The organism is Pseudomonas sp. RL_5y_Pfl2_73 (assembly GCF_963970515.1).
GTDB lineage: Bacteria > Pseudomonadota > Gammaproteobacteria > Pseudomonadales > Pseudomonadaceae > Aquipseudomonas.
In genome coordinates this window covers 185358-207461 of the sequence record NZ_CAXAPD010000007.1, presented here as the reverse complement: position 1 = coordinate 207461, position 22104 = coordinate 185358, and the positions used below count along the sequence as shown (strand labels likewise).

At 61.1% G+C, this 22104-nt stretch carries 21 protein-coding genes; 11 read left to right on the top strand and 10 right to left on the bottom strand.

From position 1 onward, the window contains the following. Window positions 1-36: 36 nt before the first annotated feature. Window positions 37-1011: a metallophosphoesterase gene (locus AACY42_RS09570; protein WP_339478907.1), complete on the bottom strand. Its 975-nt coding sequence runs from the start codon at window positions 1009-1011 to the stop codon at window positions 37-39. Continuing rightward, on the bottom strand, window positions 1008-1898 hold the full coding sequence (locus AACY42_RS09565) for an NAD(+) kinase (RefSeq protein ID WP_003202709.1): 891 nt from the start codon (window positions 1896-1898) through the stop codon (window positions 1008-1010). The genes AACY42_RS09570 and AACY42_RS09565 overlap by 4 nt, the downstream gene beginning before the upstream one ends. Window positions 1899-2000: 102 nt before the next feature. Between AACY42_RS09565 and AACY42_RS09560 the strand changes: the two genes are divergently transcribed. Continuing rightward, the gene (locus AACY42_RS09560) at window positions 2001-2966 is read left to right on the top strand and encodes a DUF1853 family protein (RefSeq protein WP_339478869.1); all 966 of its coding nucleotides are present in this window, start codon (window positions 2001-2003) and stop codon (window positions 2964-2966) included. A gap of 120 nt (window positions 2967-3086) precedes the next feature. Here AACY42_RS09560 and AACY42_RS09555 read toward each other — a convergent pair whose 3' ends face one another. The 3 genes from AACY42_RS09555 to AACY42_RS09545 form a co-directional block, all read right to left on the bottom strand. After that, complete coding sequence (locus AACY42_RS09555; protein ID WP_339478868.1) at window positions 3087-4370, bottom strand: arsenic transporter; 1284 nt, start codon at window positions 4368-4370, stop codon at window positions 3087-3089. A 37-nt stretch (window positions 4371-4407) separates the two neighbouring features. Beyond that, a complete protein-coding gene (locus AACY42_RS09550) occupies window positions 4408-4758 on the bottom strand; it encodes a metalloregulator ArsR/SmtB family transcription factor (protein ID WP_339478867.1) in 351 nt (116 codons plus the stop codon). 199 nt (window positions 4759-4957) lie between these two features. After that, window positions 4958-5515 (bottom strand): NADPH-dependent FMN reductase, encoded by a 558-nt coding sequence (locus tag AACY42_RS09545; protein WP_339478866.1) that lies wholly within the window; start codon window positions 5513-5515, stop codon window positions 4958-4960. Window positions 5516-5700: 185 nt separating this feature from the next. Here AACY42_RS09545 and AACY42_RS09540 point away from each other — a divergent pair, with 185 nt between their 5' ends. Continuing rightward, complete coding sequence (locus AACY42_RS09540) at window positions 5701-5964, top strand: hypothetical protein (RefSeq protein ID WP_339478865.1); 264 nt, start codon at window positions 5701-5703, stop codon at window positions 5962-5964. 86 nt (window positions 5965-6050) lie between these two features. Further along, window positions 6051-6944, top strand: a complete 894-nt coding sequence (locus tag AACY42_RS09535; RefSeq protein WP_339478864.1) for a LysR family transcriptional regulator — start codon at window positions 6051-6053, stop codon at window positions 6942-6944. Here AACY42_RS09535 and AACY42_RS09530 read toward each other — a convergent pair. From AACY42_RS09530 to AACY42_RS09515, 4 genes are all read right to left on the bottom strand, one after another. After that, complete coding sequence (locus AACY42_RS09530) at window positions 6910-7524, bottom strand: GNAT family N-acetyltransferase (RefSeq protein WP_339478863.1); 615 nt, start codon at window positions 7522-7524, stop codon at window positions 6910-6912. The genes AACY42_RS09535 and AACY42_RS09530 overlap by 35 nt on opposite strands. A 336-nt stretch (window positions 7525-7860) precedes the next feature. Further along, a complete protein-coding gene (dnaQ, locus tag AACY42_RS09525; protein WP_339478862.1) occupies window positions 7861-8622 on the bottom strand; it encodes a DNA polymerase III subunit epsilon in 762 nt (253 codons plus the stop codon). Window positions 8623-8864: 242 nt separating this feature from the next. Further along, complete coding sequence (rnhA, locus tag AACY42_RS09520; RefSeq protein WP_003180633.1) at window positions 8865-9317, bottom strand: ribonuclease HI; 453 nt, start codon at window positions 9315-9317, stop codon at window positions 8865-8867. Window positions 9318-9406: 89 nt separating this feature from the next. Beyond that, window positions 9407-10165: a class I SAM-dependent methyltransferase gene (locus AACY42_RS09515; RefSeq protein WP_339478857.1), complete on the bottom strand. Its 759-nt coding sequence runs from the start codon at window positions 10163-10165 to the stop codon at window positions 9407-9409. A gap of 65 nt (window positions 10166-10230) precedes the next feature. Here AACY42_RS09515 and gloB point away from each other — a divergent pair, with 65 nt between their 5' ends. From gloB to fabI, 8 genes are all read left to right on the top strand, one after another. After that, complete coding sequence (gloB, locus tag AACY42_RS09510; protein WP_339478856.1) at window positions 10231-10998, top strand: hydroxyacylglutathione hydrolase; 768 nt, start codon at window positions 10231-10233, stop codon at window positions 10996-10998. Window positions 10999-11097: 99 nt separating this feature from the next. Further along, window positions 11098-12546, top strand: coding sequence for a transglycosylase SLT domain-containing protein (locus AACY42_RS09505; RefSeq protein ID WP_339478854.1), 1449 nt, complete (start codon window positions 11098-11100; stop codon window positions 12544-12546). A 210-nt stretch (window positions 12547-12756) separates the two neighbouring features. Then, complete coding sequence (locus AACY42_RS09500) at window positions 12757-14589, top strand: extracellular solute-binding protein (protein ID WP_445261740.1); 1833 nt, start codon at window positions 12757-12759, stop codon at window positions 14587-14589. Beyond that, on the top strand, window positions 14586-16439 hold the full coding sequence (locus AACY42_RS09495; protein ID WP_339478853.1) for an extracellular solute-binding protein: 1854 nt from the start codon (window positions 14586-14588) through the stop codon (window positions 16437-16439). Before AACY42_RS09500 ends, AACY42_RS09495 begins: the two co-directional genes overlap by 4 nt. A 4-nt stretch (window positions 16440-16443) precedes the next feature. Beyond that, on the top strand, window positions 16444-17517 hold the full coding sequence (locus AACY42_RS09490) for a microcin C ABC transporter permease YejB (protein WP_339478851.1): 1074 nt from the start codon (window positions 16444-16446) through the stop codon (window positions 17515-17517). Window position 17518: 1 nt separating this feature from the next. Further along, window positions 17519-18538 carry an ABC transporter permease gene (locus AACY42_RS09485; RefSeq protein ID WP_339478848.1) on the top strand — a complete coding sequence of 340 codons (1020 nt, stop codon included), beginning with the start codon at window positions 17519-17521 and terminating at the stop codon, window positions 18536-18538. Between the two features lies 1 nt (window position 18539). Continuing rightward, window positions 18540-20150 (top strand): ABC transporter ATP-binding protein, encoded by a 1611-nt coding sequence (locus tag AACY42_RS09480; protein WP_339478846.1) that lies wholly within the window; start codon window positions 18540-18542, stop codon window positions 20148-20150. A gap of 19 nt (window positions 20151-20169) precedes the next feature. Continuing rightward, window positions 20170-20964 carry an enoyl-ACP reductase FabI gene (gene fabI, locus AACY42_RS09475; protein WP_003202751.1) on the top strand — a complete coding sequence of 265 codons (795 nt, stop codon included), beginning with the start codon at window positions 20170-20172 and terminating at the stop codon, window positions 20962-20964. A gap of 102 nt (window positions 20965-21066) precedes the next feature. On the opposite strand, the gene AACY42_RS09470 is transcribed toward fabI, so the two are convergent. Further along, on the bottom strand, window positions 21067-22029 hold the full coding sequence (locus AACY42_RS09470; RefSeq protein ID WP_339478844.1) for a GGDEF domain-containing protein: 963 nt from the start codon (window positions 22027-22029) through the stop codon (window positions 21067-21069). Between the last annotated feature and the right edge of the window lie 75 nt (window positions 22030-22104).

Here is a 22104-nt window from a genome sequence, read left to right as displayed (position 1 = left end):
ACTTCCTCAAAAAATGCGTTCGCGTGACAGACAGTCTCATTGCACCACCTCCGGCCGCTCGACATCGACCCAGACAAACTTGTGCGGATCCAGGCGGGTTTCCTGGTCGAGGCGATAAGCGACCAGCTTGCCGTAGAGCACCGCACTGTAATCCAGGCAGGCCAGGTTCGGGCGAATGGGCGCGGGCTTGCCGCTGCGCCAATAGTGGCCGACGAACAGCAACGGTTCATGGACGCCATAGCGCAGCAGGTTGTTTTTTTCATCCGACGACAGCGGCGTGCGGGCCACCGGTTCCGGCAAGGCGTCGGGCTGGAACACGATGTCGCCGTAGGTCTGCGGATTGTCTTCCCAGAACTTGGTGCGGAAAAACGAACGGGTCAGGCCATCGCCACCGGTCAGCGTCAGGCCATGGGGCAGGCGCATGTCCGTGCCACGCAGCAAACGATCGAACACCGTGCAGGCAAAACTGCCCGGTTGCGCCGAGGCCTGGAGGAAATGTTCGTCGACACAACCGTCCGGGAAGAGGCCACGCAGCGGTTCGATCAGGCCCGCATCCCAACAGGCATGCACCACCCGGAAACGGCCGGCGTCGACAAACAGCGGCAGTTCATAGAACCACTTGAGGAAGTCATGCCAGTCACCGGGATGCTGCTCGAACTGAGTCAGGGTCTCGTTGAGCAGGCGGGCATGGCGCGGCGTGTGTTCGCGCACGTAGCGCTGGCCGCTGCCCGGCAATGCCGGTGTGCTCCAGCCCAGGGCGTTGAACTCGTGGTTGCCCATGATGCACAGCGCCTGGCCGGCCACGACCATATCGTGGACGATGTGCAGCGCCTCGCGAATCCGCGGGCCACGGTCAATGATGTCCCCCAGGAACACAGCCATGCGCGACGGATGCCGCCAGACACCGCCCTGCTTGTGGTAACCGAGTCGGTCCAGCAGGTGTTCAAGGGTCAGGGCGCACCCGTGCACATCACCGATCAAATCGTAACTGCGCGCAGGATCGAGCATCAGTCGCCTCCACCCCCCAACCGACTGCCCCAGCCGAGCTTGGTTCGGCAGACTTCGTAGTAGTTGTGATCCAGCGGATGGATCAGGCGCAGCTTCTGCGCTTTCTTGCTGACGGTGATGGTGTCGCCCGGCGCGCAGGTGAAATGATTCTGGCCGTCACAGGACACTTGCGGGTAGATCTGCATATCCTTGGACACGACGATTTTCAGCTCACTGTTGCCATCGACCACAATCGGTCGCCCAGACAAGGTATGGGGGTACATGGGCACAATCACAATAGCGTCGAGCTTGGGGTGCATGATCGGCCCACCGGCCGACAGCGCGTAGGCCGTGGAACCGGTCGGAGTCGCGACGATCAGGCCGTCGGCTTTCTGGCTGCAGACGAACTGCCCGTCGATGTACAGCTCGAATTCGATCATGCGCGTGGATTTGCCAGGGTGCAGCACCACGTCATTGAGGGCATCGCCCTGGCCGATGGCCTCGGCGTGACGACGGACCTCGGCTTGCAGCAGGAAGCGGTTTTCCACCAGGTAGTGGCCGTCCAGCACCTCGGCGACCTTGGTTTCCAGCTCGTCAGGGCGGATATCGGTGAGGAACCCCAGGCTGCCCCGGTTGATCCCCAGCACCGGGATATTGTGCCGCGCCAGGGCCCGGGCGGCCCCCAGCAGGCTGCCGTCGCCGCCGACCACGATCACCATGTCGCAGACCTCACCCAGCATCTTGCGAGACGACGTCTGCAGGCCATGGCCGGGCAAGACTTCGGCGATGGTATCTTCTAGGATCACATGCAGGTGTCGCTCCAGGAGGAAACGTTTGAGACGGCGAACGGTGTCCAACACCTGCGAACTGCCCAGGCGACCGATGATGCCGATATTGCGAAATTGCTCCATGAGGCTCCTGCGAGGGTCTGCGACGGGCGAAAAACACGATTATGGGCGAAAGCGCTCCATAGACAAAATCCTTTAAGCCTTCCCACAGGCTATGCTCGCAAAATGATCCTGTTCCCTGAATTGCTGGACTTGCCCCGCCGCCTTCGCCATCCCGAAGTGCGCGACCTCGCGTGGGCGATCATCGCCCCGCCGATGCTCATCGATACGCCCTGGCCCCAGCGCCACCCCCTGGCCGGCAGTGACTGGGTGCAGGCGCCTGGTCAGTTGGAGCACTGGCTGCGACAACTGGACCGCGACAGCTACCCGTTGCTGCACTGCCTGTCCCTAGGACGGACGCGACGCCTGGGCCTGTATTACGAAAGGTTGTGGCAGTTTGCCGTGCAGCACGCTCCAGGCATCGAGCTGATTGCCGCGAACCTGCCGATCCGCCACGAAGGCCATACGCTGGGTGAACTGGACCTGCTCTTGCGCGATCGTGACGGCATCCATCATCTGGAGTTGGCGATCAAGTTATACCTGGGGCCCCAACAAGGTAACGGGCTCGACGCCGCGCAATGGCTGGGCCCGGGTTGCCATGACCGGCTCGACCGCAAGCTGGCGCATCTGCGCGAACACCAATTGCCGATCTCGGCCCGCCCGGAAAGCCGTGAGGCCCTGGCGGCACTGGGTATCGAGCCCTCGGGCATCGAGCTGTTTCGTTCCGAACTCTGGCTGGGCGGGTATTTGCTGTACCCCTGGCCAGGCCAGGCCGAACCGCCGGCCGGTGCCCACCCCCGGCACTTGCGCGGTCGCTGGCTGCACCAGCGGGACTGGCCTGCGTTTATCAACCAACGACCGCCGGGGCGCTGGCAACCCCTGCCCCGCGCCGCCTGGCTGGCACCGGCGCATTATCCGGCCGAGCAGACCTGGAACACTGCGCAACTGGAGGCCTGGCGACTGGACCTGGATCCCATGGCGCCGGCACAACTGATGGTGCGCCTGACTGAAAATACCGAGGGGGAGTGGGAAGAAGCCGAGCGGCTATTCCTGGTGGCCGATCTCTGGCCGAATGTGCCGGGCAATGGCTGAGCAGATGTTGCCTATCAGGGCCTCATCGCGAGCAAGCTCGCTCCCACAGGGGAACACATTCATAGAGGAGAATGCATTCCAATGTGGGAGCGAGCCTGCTCGCGATGAAGCCAACTCGGTCTAGAGCGACAACCGCACCGCCAGCGCCGCCAAGGTCACCAACAACACCGGCAGCGTCAGCACGATCCCGACCTTGAAGTAGTACCCCCAGCCGATCTGGATGTTCTTGCGCTCCAGCACATGCAACCACAGCAACGTCGCCAGGCTGCCAATCGGCGTGATCTTCGGGCCCAGGTCGCTGCCAATGACGTTGGCGTAGATCATCGCCTCCTTCACCACCCCGGTGGCTTGGCTGGCATCGATGGACAAGGCACCGACCAGTACCGTCGGCATGTTATTCATGATCGATGACAAGAAAGCCGTCAGCAGGCCTGTCCCCATGGCCGCACCCCACACGCCATATTCGGCGAAACCGTCGAGCCATTGGGCCAGGTAGCCGGTCAGCCCGGCATTGCGCAGGCCATAGACCACCAGGTACATGCCGAGGGAGAAGATCACGATCTGCCAGGGCGCTTCCTTCATCGCCTTGCGGGTGGAAATCTTGTGGCCGCGGGCCGCGACAGCCAGCAGCAGCGCCGCGCAGACTGCCGAGATCGCACTGATAGGAACCCCCAACGGCTCCAGGGCAAAGCAGCCCAGCAGCAGGATCGCCAGCACCGCCCAGCCGGCATAAAACGTTGCCTTGTCGTGGATCGCCGTCGCAGGATCGTCCAGTTGATTGGGGTCGTAGTCGCGCGGGATGTCGCGACGAAAGAACCACAGCAAGATCACCAAGCTGGCTGCCACGCTGACCAGATTCACCGGTACCATGACCGCCGCATAACGGTTGAAACCAATGCCGAAGAAGTCCGCCGAGACAATGTTCACTAGGTTCGACACCACCAGTGGCAGGCTCGCGGTGTCGGCAATGAAACCGGCACCCATCACGAATGCCAGGGTCGCCGTCGGGGAAAAACGCAACGCCAGCAGCATCGAAATCACGATGGGCGTCAGGATCAACGCCGCCCCGTCATTGGCAAACAGGGCCGACACCAGCGCCCCCAGCAGCACCATGAACGCAAACAGCTTGCGCCCGCCGCCCTTTCCCCAACGGGCCACATGCAAGGCCGCCCAGGCGAAGAGGCCGGCCTCATCCAACAGCAGGCTGATGATGATCAGCGCGACAAACGTACCGGTGGCGTTCCAGATGATCTGCCAGACCAGCGCAATGTCGCCAACCTGCACCACCCCGCTCAACAACGCCAGCAACGCGCCGAGCGTCGCGCTCCAGCCGACGCCAAGCCCCTTGGGCTGCCAGATTACCAACGTAATGGTCAGCAGGAAAATCAACGACGCGATCAGCATGCGCGACAGCCTTGGAAGGAGGATTGAAAAAGGCCAATCAGCAGCAACGCGCCACCGGACGATCAGCCATGGCACCCAAACGCTCGACATCCGCCATCAGCCACCCCGTATTGGCCGCCAACGCTTGCTCCAGCAAAGTGCTGACCCAGGCCGGCAACTGCGGATGCAGACGGTAGTAAACCCATTGCCCCTGACGCCGGTCGCTGAGCAGGCCGGTATTACGCAGTTGCGCCAGGTGCCGGGAGATTTTCGGCTGGCTCAGGCCCAGCGCAGCGGTGAGTTCACAGACACACAACTCGCCTTCACGGGCCACCAGCAGCGCAATGCGCGTACGGGTGTCATCGGCCAGCGCCTTGAAGACATCGACAGGGTTGTGGGAATCAGACATGGCGAAGGAAGGCCTGGATGAGCGAAGGGCGAATATATGGAAATTCGAATATCCAGTAAAGCGGGGATTGAATGATCTATACGGATGTAGACGTAGATGCACCTGTGACGAGGGATTTATCCCAGTGCGGGAGCAAGCCTTGCTCCCATAGAAGATCACTTCGCCACAAAGGTGCTTGGCTTGAAGTTCCAGAGGGGCATCAAACCTTCTTGTGTTGCTCAACCCACTTGCCGTAGGCATCGATAAACGTCTGCAGGAGGGGCCGTACCGACGCCGACAGGTTGCCCGCCTCGTCAATCGCCGCCCCGGCACCGCTCAGGTAGGCTTCTGGCTGTTGCATGCAGGGAACATCAAGGAATACCAGCGACTGGCGCAAATGATGGTTGGCCCCGAACCCCCCCATGGCGCCTGGCGAAGCACTGATCACCGCGCCCGGCTTGCCACTCAGGCAACTCTGACCGTAGGGACGCGAGCCGACGTCGATGGCATTTTTCAATGGCGCCGGTACCGAGCGGTTGTACTCAGGCGTGACGAACAACAAGGCGTCGGCCGCGCCCACCTGCTGGCGAAATGTGGTGTAGGCTGCTGGCGGCGCTACATCAATGTCTTCGTTATAAAGTGGCAACTCGCCGATCTCGACGATGCTCAGCTTGAGGTTCGCTGGTGCCAGGTCAGCCAGTGCCAGCGCGACCTTGCGGTTGATCGATGCCTTGCGCAGGCTGCCCACCAAAACGGCCACTGTGTAGACATTACTCATGAGAGGCTTCTCGACTGTCGGCTCAAAGGAGCCTGTAGTTATAGATGATCGGGGGGACAATTGGACCAGTGGAGCGACAAAAACCTGTCGGCTGGACTATTTTTTTCATGTAGGAAAACTTACCGCGCTTGACCGGGGTCTACAGAACCGCAAATCGAGTGATTTATTTCCAGAGGTTCTAAGCAATGGCAGCAGTACTTGTCGGACAATTTCATGCGCGGGACGCCGAAGGTCGCGTCTATTCGGTGCATGAGTTTCAGGAATCGACCCCATCGCCTGACGGGAACGGCAAGGAGCCTGTCACCACCTATAAGTTGGCTATCGGTGATCGAGTCAACAAACTCGACGACGACAAATTTATTCTGGTGCAATCTCAAATCGAATTGACGCGCGAACCGGAAACGCCACCGCAAGTGCAAACGCCCACTGAAACGCAAATAGCTTCATAACCGGCAGTTATGAGCAGAAGTCGTGCCCGGACTTGGGTTAGGATTCAGCCACTCAATGGCTCACCCGCCGAACATGGACTCCTTGCATGCGTTTACGCCACATCGAAGTGATCCAGGCGCTGCTGCAGACCGGTCACCTCGGCACGGCGGCCGAATGGCTGCAACTGCCGATGGCGGAGGTCGAGGCAATCCTGCGCGATGCCGAGGAGCAGCTGGGCTTCATGCTGTTTGCCAGCGTGCGCGGGCGCTTGCAGGCCACCCGGGAAACCCTTGAGCTGCGCGACGGTATCACGCGAGTGTACGACACCCTCGAACCGGTGCAGCGCCTGGCCAGCAGCCTGAAACACTATCAGGCACCGCCCTTGCGCATTATCTGCACCCCGCCGCTGGCCCAGCAGTTGTTGCCCCAGAGCATCGCCGCCTTGCGTCGCCGCCATCCGGATGCGCCTTGCACCCTGCTCAGCCAACCGACCCGCGACATCGTCCACAGCCTGCTGTTGCGTGAAAGCGACCTGGGTCTGAGCTTGCACGACCCCGAACACCCCGACATCCATTGTCAGATGATCGCTCAGGGCAAACTGCAATTGCTGGCACCCCACGGCTGGCTGCAACCACGGCAGAAATACATTTCGCTCCAGGACCTGGCGGGCCAGCCGTTGGTAGGCCTGGATGGCCATGACCCACTGAGCCCAGCGTTCGAGCATAAACTGGCGGCGCTGCGTCCGGCGCCGATGATCCAGATCCGCGTCCAGACCCACCAGATGATGCGCGCCATGGTCGAGGCCGGCGAAGGCCTTGCCATCGTCGACCCGTTCACTGCCTCGGGTGCCAAGGGCAGTGGCCTGGACGCCTGCCCGGTATCGCCCGCCATTGCGATTGGTCTCTATGCCCTGAGCCTGAACGGCACGCAGCCCTCACCCGCCGTCCAATCGCTGCTGGAACGGGTTACGGAACAAGCCGAGGCGTTGCTGAGCCACTGATCGACATGCCCAGCGGATCGTCGAACAGCCGGTACCAGAACAACGCCACTTCAGCGGTATGCCGGTCAATGCCGCGATAGCGCAGGTGATCGATACCGCCGAGCACGTAACCGCAGCGCTCATAGAGCCGGCACGCACCCAGATTGTTGTTCTGGGTCTCGAGCACGATGCCCGGCAGTTTTTTCTTGCGGCTCCAGAACTGGGCGACATCGAGCAACGCCTTGGCCACCCCGTGGCGACGGGCCGGGGCGTGCACCGCCAACTCGTCGATGTGGGCGTAGCCGTTCCAGTTGGTACTGACCACCAGATGCCCCACGGGCTGGTCGTCTAGATAGGCCATGAAGATCTCGCTGTCCGGAGCATCACGAAAACTGCTGAACTCCTCGGGATCGATGCCATAGCACTTGCGATAGGGAACAATAGGGGTCACCGGCCACTGGCTGACGGGCTGGCCGATCTGCGCCGTCACGTAGTCGCTGACTTCGAAGCTGAAGTCACTGCCCCAGATATAGACGGCAAAGCCGTCATCGACGATGCGCACCGACAACCCGGGGTGCTTAGGATTCATGACCGGTTGCATACTGGGGAAGGTCCTCATTCCTTGAGGCAACCAACAGCGTGGTGCCATCCATTGCCCTTGTCTTTCAAATCTTCACACATCAAGCGGGATCCATAGCCTGCCCGTTACCTCAGGTTAGAAGGTCGTGGCGATTGTGGCGAGAAATGAGCGATGAATGCAGCGGCGCACTCAAGGATTGTCTGAATCATTGTGGCCAGAGGTTGCTCCCGCTGCCCTCTGTAGGAGCTGCCGAAGGCTGCGATCTTTTCCCTGACCATTGAGTCTCTCAAGTGAAAGATCAAAAGATCGCAGCCTCGCTTCGCTCGACAGCTCCTACAGGGCCCTTTCCAGGGCTCATCAGTGCGAGGCGGCCTGCGACTCGGTCAACTGCGTCCACAATGCCGGAGCGCCCGCAGACTTGGCGATAGCTTCCAGACGCGCGGCATGCTCAGCCAGGTCGCTTTCGCTGGCGCGGATGATCCGCGATGACTGGCGGTCAGCAGGCAAGCGTCGGATTTGTGTGGCCTGGTTGCCAGAGCCTTCACCCGTACCGTTGCCGTCCGAGGCGTTACCGGCCAGGGACAAGCTGGTCTGACCGCCCGTCATGGTCAGGTAGACATCGGCCAGGATCTCGGAGTCGAGCAAGGCGCCGTGCAGTTCACGGCCGGAGTTGTCGACGCCGTATCGCTTGCACAAGGCGTCGAGGCTGTTGCGCTGCCCAGGATGGCGTTCCCGGGCCATCATCAGGGTATCGAGGATGGTGCAGTGCTGGGTAATGTCAGCCCGGTCGTGCTGGCCCATCAGGGCGAATTCGTTGTTGATGAACCCGACGTCGAACGCCGCGTTGTGGATGATCAACTGCGCGCCGTGGATGAATTCGAAGAACTCATCGGCCACTTCGGCGAAACGCGGCTTGCCCACCAGAAATTCGTTGGTGATGCCGTGCACGCCGATGGCGCCCTCGTCACTTTCGCGGTCCGGTTGCAGGTAAACATGGAAATGGCGACCGGTCAGGCGCCGGCCGATCAGCTCGACACAACCGATTTCAATAATCCGGTGACCATCGGTCACCGGCATGCCGGTGGTTTCGGTATCCAGTACTACAGATCTGTTGGCCATCAGTGTTCAGCTCTCAGCGGGCAGTCTTGCAAAAGCGCGGATGGTAACACGCTCCTGTCGCAAGGGGATTTACCTGGGAGCCAGGCTTGTGGAAGCCAGTGATGAGCGAAAGCAAACGTTGTGGGAGCAAAGCTTGCTCGCGATGAAGATCATGCGGTCTTTCAGGAAAACCGGGGGCCTGTGTCGCGAGCAAACTTTGCTCCCACACAAGCGCCTCGTCACAGGAGGTACATCCGGCTGAATCAGGCCTGCTTGTAGCCCCGCACCTCATCGACCCCACGGTTGGCCAACTGGTCGGCCCGTTCGTTGCCGTGGTGGCCAATGTGGCCGCGCACCCATTTCCAGGTGACGTTGTGGCGGTTGACCTGCTCATCCAGTAACTTCCAGAGGTCGGCGTTTTTCACCGGTTCCTTCGCCGCCGTCTTCCAGCCGCGTTTCTTCCAGTTCGCCATCCACTCGTTGATGCCTTTCATGACGTACTGCGAGTCGGTCACCAATAGCACATCGCAGGACCGCTTGAGCTCTTCCAGGCCACGGATGGCGCCCATCAGTTCCATACGATTGTTGGTGGTATTGGCTTCGCCGCCCCAGAGTTCCTTCTCCACGCCCTTACACACCAGCAACGCGCCCCAGCCGCCTGGACCGGGGTTGCCCTTGCAGGCGCCATCAGTGAAGAGTTCTACGCTATCGCTCATGCCAATCTATCCAGAAAAATATGCAAAGGCCCGCCGATCGGGCCCGACAACACCCGCGGCCCAATGCCGGCAAGAACCATCGAAAAAGATTACGGCTCGATGTGGCGACGATTGACCTTGGCCATTGGCAAAGGAATCAGCTTGCCCATCGGCTCGCGTCGTGCCTGGCGCACCGGGCGCAGCCCGACCGCGATCTTGCGTGCCACCAACAGGTAGAAACCGCCGCCGGACAGCTGCCAGTCACCGGCCTTGCGCTCCCAGCCGGCCAGGCGCGTCTGCCACTTGGGTGACGCAAGCGGCGGACGATAGCACCCGAAGCGGCGTTTCTCCAGCGCGAAGCCCAGCAGGTTCAGCCAGTCGCCAACCCTCGACGCGGAGATGCAACGGGCCTGGCGCAAAGCGTCGTGGGCAAACACATGACGCAAGCCCCAAGCGCTCCAGGGGTTGATGCCGATGATCAACAGGTGCCCGCCGGGGCGCACGCTGCTGGCGGCTTCACGCAGCAAACCGTGGGGCGACAGGCAGAAATCCAGGCCGTGCTGCATGACCACCACATCGGCGGCATGTTCGCTCAACGGCCAAGCCTGCTCCTCGCAGACGATTTCCACCCCGGGCAACGGCGCCCCCAGGCGCACGTTGCGCTGGACTTGCGGTGCCGACGGCGGTGTTTGCGCCGAAGGCCCGTAGTGCACCAGATAGCCGCCGAAGAACCGGCCCAACTCGTCTTCGAGCATGTGTCGTTCTTCTTCCAGCAAAAATTGCCCGACAGGGCCGGACAGCCATTCACGGGCCGCGCTGATCAACGCCAGCCAGTCAGGATCAGCCTGAGCGAACGCTTCATCGGTCATTGCATTCTCCAACGCGCCAGGAAGTTCTAAGATGCGCCTTTGTTTTCCGCTTGGCGAATTCCGCGATGATACAGATCAGTGCCCTGCCCGCATTCACCGATAACTACATCTGGTTGTTACAGGATCACTCCTCCCAGCGCTGCGCCGTGGTCGACCCGGGTGACGCCGCGCCGGTGCAGGCCTGGCTCAAGGAGCATCCGGACTGGGTCCTGAGCGACATCCTGATCACCCACCATCACCATGACCACGTCGGCGGCGTCCAGGCGCTGAAGAATGCGACGAACGCCACCGTTTACGGCCCGGCCAGCGAAAACATCCCGGTGCGGGACAAGGCCCTGCATGACAACGACAAGGTCAGCGTGCTCGGCTGGGACTTCGATGTCTATGCCGTGCCTGGCCATACCCTGGGGCACATCGCCTACTACCACCATGGCCTGTTGTTCTGTGGCGACACCCTGTTCGCCGCCGGTTGCGGCCGGCTCTTCGAGGGCACGCCTGCGCAAATGCACCATTCGCTCAGTCGCCTCGCCGCCCTGCCTGAAGATACGCTGATCTATTGCACTCATGAATACACCCTCAGCAACCTGACGTTCGCGGCCGCCGTGGAGCCCGGCAATCCGGACGTCGCTGCCCGCCTGGAAAAAGTCAGCCGGCAACGCAGCGAAGGCATCATGACACTGCCCTCGACCCTGGCCCTGGAAAAACTCACCAATCCGTTCCTGCGCACGACTGAAACATCCGTTAAACAAAAAGCAGACGAACGGAACGGCCAGCGGAACCAGACGCCGAGTGAGGTTTTTGCGGCCTTGAGAGCGTGGAAAGATACGTTCTAAGACAGCTACCGATTGATACAAAAATTCTGAAAGGTTGACCTGTTGGGGTGCGCTTCCTAGAATCGCCCGACATTTTTGCCCGGAACTTACTTCCAGCCAATGTCGTCATCTATACGTAAGTCCGTCCAGTCAGACACTTTGACTCGCCTGGCTCAAGCCATTGCGGTGGCTGTGTCCGCCACATTGGCGGGCTGCCAGAGCACGAGCCAACTGCCGCAGACCGACGCGGCGCACACACCGAATGTCGCCGCTCGCGCCAAACAGAAGCCGGTAAGGCTCACTGAGAAACCCAGCCCTCAAGTACCTCAGGACGTTTGGGAGCGCATGCGCCAGGGCTTCCAACTGCAGGAAACGGCCGGCGTCAACCCGCGTATCGAGCAACAGCGCCTGTGGTTCGCCAGCAACCCCTCCTTCCTGGAGAACGCCGGCGAGCGCGGTAGCCTGTACATCCATTACATCGTCGAACGCCTCGACGAGCGCAACATGCCGCTGGAACTGGCGCTGCTGCCGGTGATCGAGAGTGCCTACAACCCCATGGCCTATTCCCGGGCCAAGGCAATGGGGCTGTGGCAATTCATCCCGTCCACGGGGCGTTACTTCAACCTGCGCCAGACCCGCTTCTATGACGGGCGTCGCGACATCACCGCCTCCACCACGGCGGCCTTGGATTACCTCACGCGCCTGCACGACATGTTCAACGGCGACTGGTTACTGGCGCTGGCAGCCTATAACGCCGGCGAAGGTACGGTCAGCCGCGCCATCGAGCGCAACGAGAAGCTTGGCCTGCCCACCGACTACTGGAACCTGCCGCTGCCCAGCGAGACCCAGGCCTATGTGCCGAAGTTGCTGGCGCTGTCCCAGGTGGTGCTCTCGCCCGATGCCTATGGCGTGAACCTCAACCCGATCGCCAATGAGCCCTATTTCCAGGTCGTCGAGATCAACCAGCGTATGGACCTGTCCAAGGTCGCGGCGGTGGCCGATATCGACGAAGACGAGCTATTCCAGCTCAACCCGGCGTTCAAGCAGCGCACCACCATCGACGGCCCCCAGCACCTGCTGGTGCCAACGGCCAAGGCCCAGTTGCTGACCGCCAGCCTGTCGACCATGCGCCCGGAAGAACTGATCAGCCAGCGCTCGCTCAAGGCGGTTTTTGAATCGGCCAACGACAGCAACGTGGCAGGTGCAAGGCGCACCTATCGCGTCAAGCGCGGCGACAACCTCGGCCAGATCGCCAAGGCCAACAACGTCCAGATCAAAGACCTGCAGCGCTGGAACAAACTGAGCGGTAGCAAGCTCAAGATCGGCCAGACCCTGGTGATGCGAGACGCCAAGGGCAGCAAGGCCACCAGCAAGCGCATCAGAACGGTGGTGGCCGCCAACAGCAAGAACCAGAAGAAGCAGACCCAATACAAGGTCAAGCGAGGTGATTCGTTGTACGTCGTCGCCAAGCGCTTCAACGTGGAAATGCAGCACCTCAAGCGCTGGAACCCGCGGATGGGCAAGGCTCTCAAGCCTGGGCAGATGCTGACGGTCTATTCCCCGCATTGACACCGGGGCACCTGTAACTAGGGACTGGGTTGTTGTAGGAGCTGGCGAAGCCTGCGATCTTTTGATCTTTCGCTTGATATTTAAGTGTCTGGGGAAAGATCGCAGCCTCGCTGCGCTCGACAGCTCCTACAACCCCGCCTTTTTCCTGCCGATACAAGCTGTTACTGTACAGGCCATAAAAGCCCAAGCCGCCTGGATCGGATCTCAGACTTGATACGTCCCCTCCTCTTGCTCCTGATCAGCCTGGCCTTGAGCTCTCCCGCCAGCGCAACCATCAGCGAAAGCCATGGCTATGCGCAGTTTGGCACGCTCAAGTACCCGGCCAGATTCACCCACTTCGACTGGGTCAACCCGCAAGCGCCCAAGGGCGGTGTCTTGCGAGTCATGGCATTCGGCACCTTCGATACGCTCAATCCCTACACGCTCAAGGGCAGCAGCCCGGTTTCCACGCCCAATTTCCTGCAGTACGGCATCAATGAGCTGAACGAACCACTGATGGTCGGCACTGGTCAGTACGCACCGTCCGGTGATGAGCCGACATCGAGCTACGGCCTGATCGCCCGGTCGGTGGAATACAGCGAAGACCGTAGCTGGGTCGTGTTCAACCTGCGACCCGAAGCGCGGTTTCACGATGGCGTGCCCATCACCGCCTATGACGTGGCGTTCTCCTACAGGACGCTGCTCAAGGACGGCCACCCGCAATACCGCACCAACCTGCAGGAAGTGCTGCGAGTCGACATCCTCAACCCGCTGAAAATCCGCTTTGTCTTCAAGCGCGCGGGCAATCCGCTGCTGATTTTGCGCCTGGGTGAACTGCCGGTGTTGCCCCAGCATTACTGGAAAGACCGCGATTTCAAGGCGACGACCTTCGAGCCGCCCCTGGGCAGCGGGCCGTATCGCATTACCAAAGTACAACCAGGCCGCCAGCTAGTGTTCGAACGGGTCAAGGATTACTGGGGCAAGGATCTGCCGGTCAATCGCGGCAAGTACAACTACGACCGCATGGACGTGGAGTTCTACCGTGACAGCGAAGTCGCCTTCGAAGCCTTCAAGGCTGGCGAGTTCGATATCTACATCGAACACCAAGCCAAGAACTGGGCCAACGGCTATCAATTCCCGGCGGTCAACCGGGGCGATGTCATCAAGGCGCAAATCCCCCACCAGATTCCGACCCAGACCCAAGGCCTGTTCATGAACACCCGGCGCAGCACGTTTGCCGAGGTCAAGGTACGTGAAGCCCTGGGGCTGATGTTCGATTTCGAGTGGACCAACCGCACCCTGTTCAGCGGCGCCTACAAGCGCACCCTCAGTTACTACCCCAACAGCGAATTCTCCGCCATCGGCCTGCCGGTGGGCCATGAATGGCTGCTGCTCAAGCCGTACCGGGAACAACTGCCGCCCAAACTGCTCACTAACCCCTTCAGCTTGCCCAAGACCGACGGTCGCGGCATCCCCCGGGAAACCTTGCGCAAGGCCCTGGGTCTCTTGAAGGAGGCCGGCTGGAGCCATAACGGTCAGCGCCTGCTCAATGCCGACCGCCAGCCCCTGAGTTTCGAAATCCTGCTGGTGAACCCGAACCTGGAGCGCATCCTGCAGCCCTACGTCGAAAACCTCGCCAGCATAGGCATCCAGGCCCGGTTGCGCACGGTGGACCGGGCCCAGTACAAGCAGCGCCTGGACCAGTTCGATTTCGACATGATCCTGCTGACCTTGGGCCAGACCCTCAGCCCGGGCCTTGAGCAATGGCAGTACTTCCATTCCAGCCAGGCCGGGGTCAAGGGCAGCAAGAACTACGCCGGGATCACCAACCCTATCGTCGACCACCTGCTGGAAAAACTGCTCGCCGCCCAGACCCGCGACGAACAGGTCGCCGCTGGCAAAGCCTTGGATCGCGTGCTGCTGTGGCAGCATTACTGCATCCCCAACTGGTATCTCAATTATCATCGCCTGGCGTACCGCAACCGGTTCGCCTTCGTCACCACGCCGCCCTATACCCTGGGCCTGAGCGCATGGTGGCTGAAATCTTCGGAGAAAGATCAATGAAGCCTCTACGTGCCCTGCTCCTGCAGGCCAGCAGCCTGTTATTCGCCGGGTTGGCCTGCGCCGCGCCACAGCACGCCTTGACCTTGTACAACGAACCGCCCAAATACCCGGCGAACTTCAAGCATTTCGACTACGTCAACCCGCACGCGCCCAAAGGCGGGATCTTCCGCGAAGGCGGTTTTGGGGGCTTCGACAGCCTCAACCCGTTCATCAGCAAAGGGGTGCCGGCCCATGACATCCGCCTGATCTACGACACCCTGACCAAGCATGGCCTGGACGAACCGTTCACCGAATATGGCCTGATCGCCGAGAAAATCGAGAAAGCCCCGGACAATGCCTGGGTGCGCTTCTACCTGCGCCCCGAAGCCCGTTTCAACGACGGCCACCCGGTACACGCAGAGGACGTGGTCTTCAGCTTCCAGACCCTGACCAAGGACGGCGCGCCGATGTTTCGCGGCTATTACAACGACGTCGCCGACGTCATCGCCGAAGACCCGCTCAAGGTTCTGTTCAAGTTCAAGCACTCCAATAATCGCGAATTGCCGTTGATCCTCGGCCAACTGCCGGTGTTGCCGAAACACTGGTGGGCCGAGCGCGACTTCAGCAAGGGCAACCTGGAGATCCCCCTGGGCAGCGGCCCCTACCAGGTCGCAAAAGTGAAAGCCGGACGCTCGATCCGCTATGAGCGGGTGAAGGACTACTGGGGCAAGAACCTACCGGTCAATCGCGGCTTCTACAATTTCGACGTACTGGTTACCGACTACTACCGCGACAACACCGTCGCGGTCGAGGCCTTGAAAGCCGGGCAGTTCGATTTCTGGTTAGAAATGACCGCCAAGAACTGGGCCAACGCCTACAACATCCCGGCCGTGAGCGAAGGCCGGCTGATCAAGGAACAGATCCCCCACGGCAACCCAACCGGCATGCAGGGTTTTATCTACAACCTGCGCCGGCCGATCTTCCAGGACGTACGGGTGCGCAAGGCCCTGAGCCTGCTGCTGGACTTCGAATGGACCAACAGGCAACTGTTCAACGGCGCCTACACCCGCACTCGCAGCTATTTCGAGAATTCCGAAATGGCCGCCACCGGACTGCCCGGCGCAGACGAGTTGAAGATTCTCGAGCCCCTGCGCGGCAAGATTCCCGAGCAGGTCTTCACCGAGGCGTTCCAGCCTTCGGTGTGTGACGGCAGCGGCATGATCCGCAACCAGCAGCGCAAGGCTTACCAACTGTTGCAAGAAGCGGGCTGGCGCATCGTCGACGACAAAATGGTCGATGCCCAAGGCAACCCGGTGGTGCTGGAGTTCCTGCTAGCCCAGACCGAGTTCGAACGGGTGTTACTGCCGTTCAAGCGTAACCTGAGCGACCTGGGCATAGAGCTGGTAATCCGCCGCGTGGACGTGTCCCAGTACATCAATCGCGTGCGCTCCCGGGACTTCGACCTGGTGGTGAGCAGCTTCCCGCAATCCAGTTCACCGGGTAGCGAACAGCGCGAGTTCTGGATGTCCGCCGCCGCCGATAATCCCGGCAGCCGCAATACCATAGGCCTTAAGGACCCAGCAGTGGACCAGTTGGTGGAGCAACTGATCAACGCCGACTCGCGCCAGAGCCTGGTGACCCACGCCCGTGCGCTGGATCGGGTTTTGCAATGGGGCTACTACGTGATCCCGAACTGGCACATCAAGACCTGGCGCGTGGCCTACTGGAACCATATCGGCCACCCGAAAATCACGCCGACCTATGACATCGGCACCACCACCTGGTGGGTCAAGCCGGAGGTCAAACCGGCCGATGAAGTAGAAAAGCAGGTCATCGAGCAGCAAATCGCCGCCCCTGCGAGCGTGGAGTAACGCAATGCTGGCTTATATTTTTCGGCGCCTGCTGCTGATCATCCCGACCCTGTTCGGCATTCTGCTGATCAACTTCGTCATCATCCAGGCCGCGCCCGGCGGGCCAGTGGAACAGATGATCGCCAAGCTCGAGGGCTTCGAAGGCGCCACCAGCCGCATTGCCGGTGGCGGTGCCGAAGTGGCGGTGGCCGGCTCCTCCTACCGCGGCGCCCAGGGCCTGGACCCGGCACTGATCAAGGAAATCGAGCACATGTACGGCTTCGACAAGTCGGCCCCCGAACGCCTGTGGATCATGATCAAGAACTACGCCCACCTGGACTTCGGTGACAGTTTCTTCCGCGATGCCAAGGTCATCGACCTGATCAAGGAGAAGATGCCGGTGTCCATCTCCCTCGGGTTGTGGAGCACGCTGATCATGTACCTGGTATCGATCCCACTGGGGATCGCCAAGGCCACGCGGCACGGCAGCCATTTCGACGTTTGGACCAGTTCGGCAATCATCGTTGGCTACGCGATCCCGTCCTTCCTGTTCGCCATCCTGCTGATCGTGGTGTTTGCCGGCGGCAGTTATTTCGACTGGTTCCCGCTACGCGGGCTGACCTCCAACAACTTCGACGAATTGAGCATGGGCGGCAGGATCCTCGATTACTTCTGGCACCTGGCCTTGCCCGTGACCGCCCTGGTAATCGGTAACTTCGCCACCATGACCCTGCTGACCAAGAACAGCTTCCTCGACGAAATCAACAAGCAATACGTGGTCACCGCCAAGGCCAAAGGCCTGACCCGCCATCGGGTGCTCTACGGCCACGTATTCCGCAACGCCATGCTGCTGGTGATCGCCGGTTTCCCTTCGGCATTCATCGGGATCTTCTTTACCGGTTCCCTGCTGGTGGAAGTAATTTTTTCCCTCGACGGCCTGGGCCTGATGAGTTTCGAAGCGGCCATCAACCGCGACTACCCGGTGGTATTCGGCACGCTGTTCATCTTCACCTTGCTGGGACTGGTGGTGAAGCTGATCGGCGATTTGACCTACACCTTTGTCGATCCGCGCATCGACTTCGAAAGCCGGGAGCGTTGAGATGAACCTGTCCCCTCTCAATCGCCGCCGCTTCGAACTGTTCAAGGCCAACAAACGCGGATGGTGGTCGCTGTGGCTGTTCCTGATCCTGTTCGGACTGAGCCTGGGCGCCGAGTTGGTCGCCAACGACAAGCCGCTGGTGGTGCATTACGACGACGGCTGGTACTTCCCGGCCCTCAAGCGCTACCCGGAAACCACGTTCGGCGGCGAGTTCCCCCTGGAAGCCAACTACAAGAGCCCCTATATCCGCGAACTGCTGGCGGCCAAGGACGCCTGGGTGCTGTGGGCACCGATTCCGTTCAGCTACCAGAGCATCAACTACGACCTGAAGGTCCCGGCCCCGGCGCCGCCCTCTTCCGTGAACTGGCTGGGCACTGACGACCAGGGGCGCGATGTCCTGGCCCGGGTCATCTATGGCTTCCGCATCTCGGTACTGTTTGCCCTGACGCTGACCGTGCTCAGCTCGATCATCGGCGTGAGCGCCGGCGCCCTGCAGGGCTTCTATGGCGGCTGGGTGGACCTGGCCGGCCAACGCTTCCTGGAAATCTGGTCCGGGTTGCCGGTGCTGTATCTGCTGATCATCCTGGCCAGTTTCGTCCAGCCCAACTTCTGGTGGTTGCTGGGCATCATGCTGCTGTTTTCCTGGATGAGCCTGGTGGACGTGGTCCGCGCCGAGTTCCTGCGCGGGCGCAACCTGGAATACGTGCGCGCGGCGCGGGCGCTGGGCATGCAGAACGGCGCGATCATGTTCCGCCACATCCTGCCCAACGCCATGGTCTCGACCATGACGTTCATGCCGTTCATTCTCACTGGCGCCATCGGCACCCTCACCGCCCTGGATTTCCTCGGCTTCGGCCTGCCGCCGGGCGCACCGTCTCTGGGCGAGTTGGTGGCCCAAGGCAAATCCAACCTCCAAGCGCCGTGGCTGGGCATCAGCGCGTTCGCCGTGCTGGCCCTGATGCTGAGTTTGTTGGTGTTCATCGGCGAGTCCGCTCGCGATGCCTTCGATCCGAGGAAGTGAAATGAACCAGGACAATCTGATCGAAGTGCGCGACCTGGCGGTGGAGTTCATTGTCGGCGAACGCCGCCAGCGCGTAGTCGAGGGCGTCAGCTTCAATATCCAGCGCGGCGAAACCCTGGCCCTGGTGGGCGAGAGCGGCTCGGGCAAATCAGTCACCGCCCATTCGATCCTGCGCTTGCTGCCCTACCCCCTGGCTCATCACCCCACTGGGACCGTCCAGTACGCCGGCCAGAATTTGCTGGGATTGAAGGAAAAAACCATCCGTCATATCCGCGGCAACCGGATCGCGATGATCTTCCAGGAACCAATGACGTCCCTCAACCCCCTGCACTCCATTGAAAAACAGATCAATGAAGTGCTCGGCCTCCACAAGGGCCTGAGTGGCAAGGTCGCGACCCGCCGGACCCTTGAGTTGCTGGAGCTGGTCGGCATTCCCGAGCCCCACAAACGCCTCAAGGCCCTGCCCCACGAGCTGTCCGGCGGCCAGCGCCAGCGGGTAATGATCGCCATGGCCCTGGCCAACGAGCCGGAACTGCTGATCGCCGACGAGCCGACCACCGCGCTGGACGTCACGGTCCAGCTGAAAATCCTCCAATTGCTCAAGCAATTGCAGGCGCGATTGGGCATGTCGCTGCTGCTGATCAGCCACGATTTGAACCTGGTGCGAAGAATTGCGCATCGCGTATGTGTCATGCAGCGCGGTTGCATCGTCGAACAGGCATCGTGCGAAGAGTTGTTCCGCGCACCGCAGCATCCGTACACTCGGGAACTGTTGGGCGCCGAACCCAGCGGCACCCCGGCGAGCAACGTCGTCGGCCCGCCGCTGTTGCAGGTCGAGGACCTGAAAGTCTGGTTCCCGATCAAGAAAGGCCTGTTCAAACGCACGGTAGACTACATCAAGGCCGTGGACGGTATCCGCTTCAGCCTGCCCCAGGGCCAGACCCTGGGCATCGTCGGCGAAAGCGGTTCCGGCAAATCCACCCTGGGGCTGGCAATCCTGCGGTTGATCGGCAGCCAGGGCGCGATCCGCTTCAAAGGCAAGCAGCTCGACAGCCTGACGCAGCAACAGGTCCGGCCGCTACGCCGGGAGATGCAAGTGGTGTTTCAGGACCCGTTTGGCAGCCTGAGCCCACGGATGTGTGTAAGCCAGATCGTCGGCGAAGGCCTGCGGATCCACAAGATCGGCACCGAAGCCGAACAGGAACAAGCGATAATCGCGGCATTGACGGAGGTAGGCCTGGACCCGGAAACCCGGAACCGCTACCCCCATGAATTTTCCGGAGGGCAACGGCAGCGTATCGCCATTGCCCGGGCCCTGGTGCTCAAGCCGGCGTTGATTCTGCTGGATGAACCAACGTCGGCCCTGGACCGCACCGTGCAACGCCAAGTGGTGGAGCTGTTGCGGTCGTTGCAAACCAAGTACAACCTGACGTACCTGTTTATCAGCCATGACCTGGCTGTCGTCAAAGCGCTGAGCCACCAGTTGATGGTGGTCAAGCATGGCCAAGTGGTCGAACAAGGTGATGCCCGCAGCATATTCGCCGCGCCGCAGCACCCCTATACACAGCAGTTGCTGGAGGCCGCCTTCCTGGCCCCAACAACTGCCGAATAACCTGAAAGAGGAGCAACACATGGGTTTTCTCGCCGGTAAGCGCGTACTGATCGTCGGTGTCGCCAGCAAGCTGTCCATCGCATCCGGCATCGCCGCCGCCATGCATCGCGAGGGCGCTGAGCTTGCCTTCACTTATCAGAACGACAAACTCAAGGGTCGTGTCGAAGAGTTCGCACAAGGCTGGGGTTCGAGCCCTGAGCTGTGCTTCCCGTGCGACGTGGCCAGCGATGAAGAAATCGCCAAGGTTTTCGAAGAACTGAGCAAGAAGTGGGACGGCCTGGACTGCATCGTGCACTCCGTGGGCTTCGCCCCGGGCGACCAACTGGACGGCGACTTCACCGAAGCCACCACGCGTGAAGGCTTCCGCATTGCCCACGATATCAGCGCCTACAGCTTCGTGGCCCTGGCCAAGGCCGGTCGCGAAATGATGAAAGGCCGCAACGGCAGCCTGCTGACCCTGTCGTACCTGGGCGCCGAGCGCACCATGCCGAACTACAACGTCATGGGCATGGCCAAGGCTTCCCTGGAAGCGGGCGTCCGTTACCTGGCCGGCTCCCTAGGCCCGGACGGCACCCGCGTCAACTGCGTATCGGCCGGCCCCATCCGCACCCTGGCCGCTTCCGGCATCAAGAACTTCCGCAAGATGCTGGCCGCCAACGAAGCGCAAACGCCGCTGCGTCGCAACGTCACCATCGAAGAAGTCGGCAACGCCGGCGCCTTCCTGTGCTCGGACCTGGCATCGGGCATCAGCGGTGAAATCATGTACGTGGACGGCGGCTTCAACACCACCGCCATGGGCAACATCGAAGAGTAATCTTCACGTTGCAGCAAAAACGCCGCTTGCCCTGGAAAGGCCAAGCGGCGTTTTTTATTGCCGATTATCTGATTACGCCGTAATACCCTGTGGCAGTCTGTGCTAGCTGCGCAGCGCCTGCTTCTGCTCATACATCGCCGCATCGGCGTCAGCCAGCAGGTTGTCGATCGACTGATGACGCTGGGGGTCGTACTCGATCTGGCCAACGCTGAAACGAATGTCATAGCCGCGCTGCAACATCGCATTTCGCTCATCGAGGATTTCCTTGAGCCGCACCATGATTGCCGCTGTCTCGACATGGGAAGAACCGGTGAGCAAGGCCACGAATTCGTCACCGCCCAGGCGGCCGATCACATCACTTTCGCGAAAGGCGATACGCAGCACATCGGCGAAGGTTTTCAGTGCGCTGTCGCCCTCGGCGTGTCCGTAACGGTCGTTGATCGGTTTGAAGTCGTTGAGATCGAAGAACAGCAACGTCGCCGGTCGCGACAAGCGATCACACACATTCAACGCATGCTGGGCCAACGTCCTGAATCCACGCCGATTGGATAGCAGCGTCAGCTCGTCCATGCTCGCCATCTGCACCGCGACCATTTCCTGCTCGGCCATGCGTGCCAAGTCGCGCAACAGTTCGCGCTCCTCGTCATTGAGCTTGCGCGGCCGGGTATCGAGCAGGCACAACGTGCCGAGCATGCAGCCGTCCTCCAACCCCAGTGGCTGCCCCGCGTAGAAGCGAATGCCAGGCGCGTCCGTGACCAGTGGGTTGTCGTGAAAACGCTCGTCCTGTTCCGCGTCGTAGATCTCCAGAATTTGATCATGCAAAATCGCATGCCCACAGAAGGAAACCTCCCGTGGGGTTTCCCTGGCGTCCAGGCCGGCGCTGGACTTGAACCACTGCCGGTTGGCGTCCACCAACGACACCAGCGCGATGGGCACGTCAAACAGGCGTCGGGCAAGGCGGGTCAGGCGGTCAAACCGTTCTTCGGGCGCGGTATCAAGCAGCTTGAGCGAGTGCAGATTCTTGAGGCGAGCAGCTTCGTCGTCCGGTTTGCGTGGCGCGAGCATCGGGAACTCCATTGGCGGGACTTCATGAAGTCTAGCCCAGGACCCCGGCCCTTTAAACCGAACGGGCTAAATCCG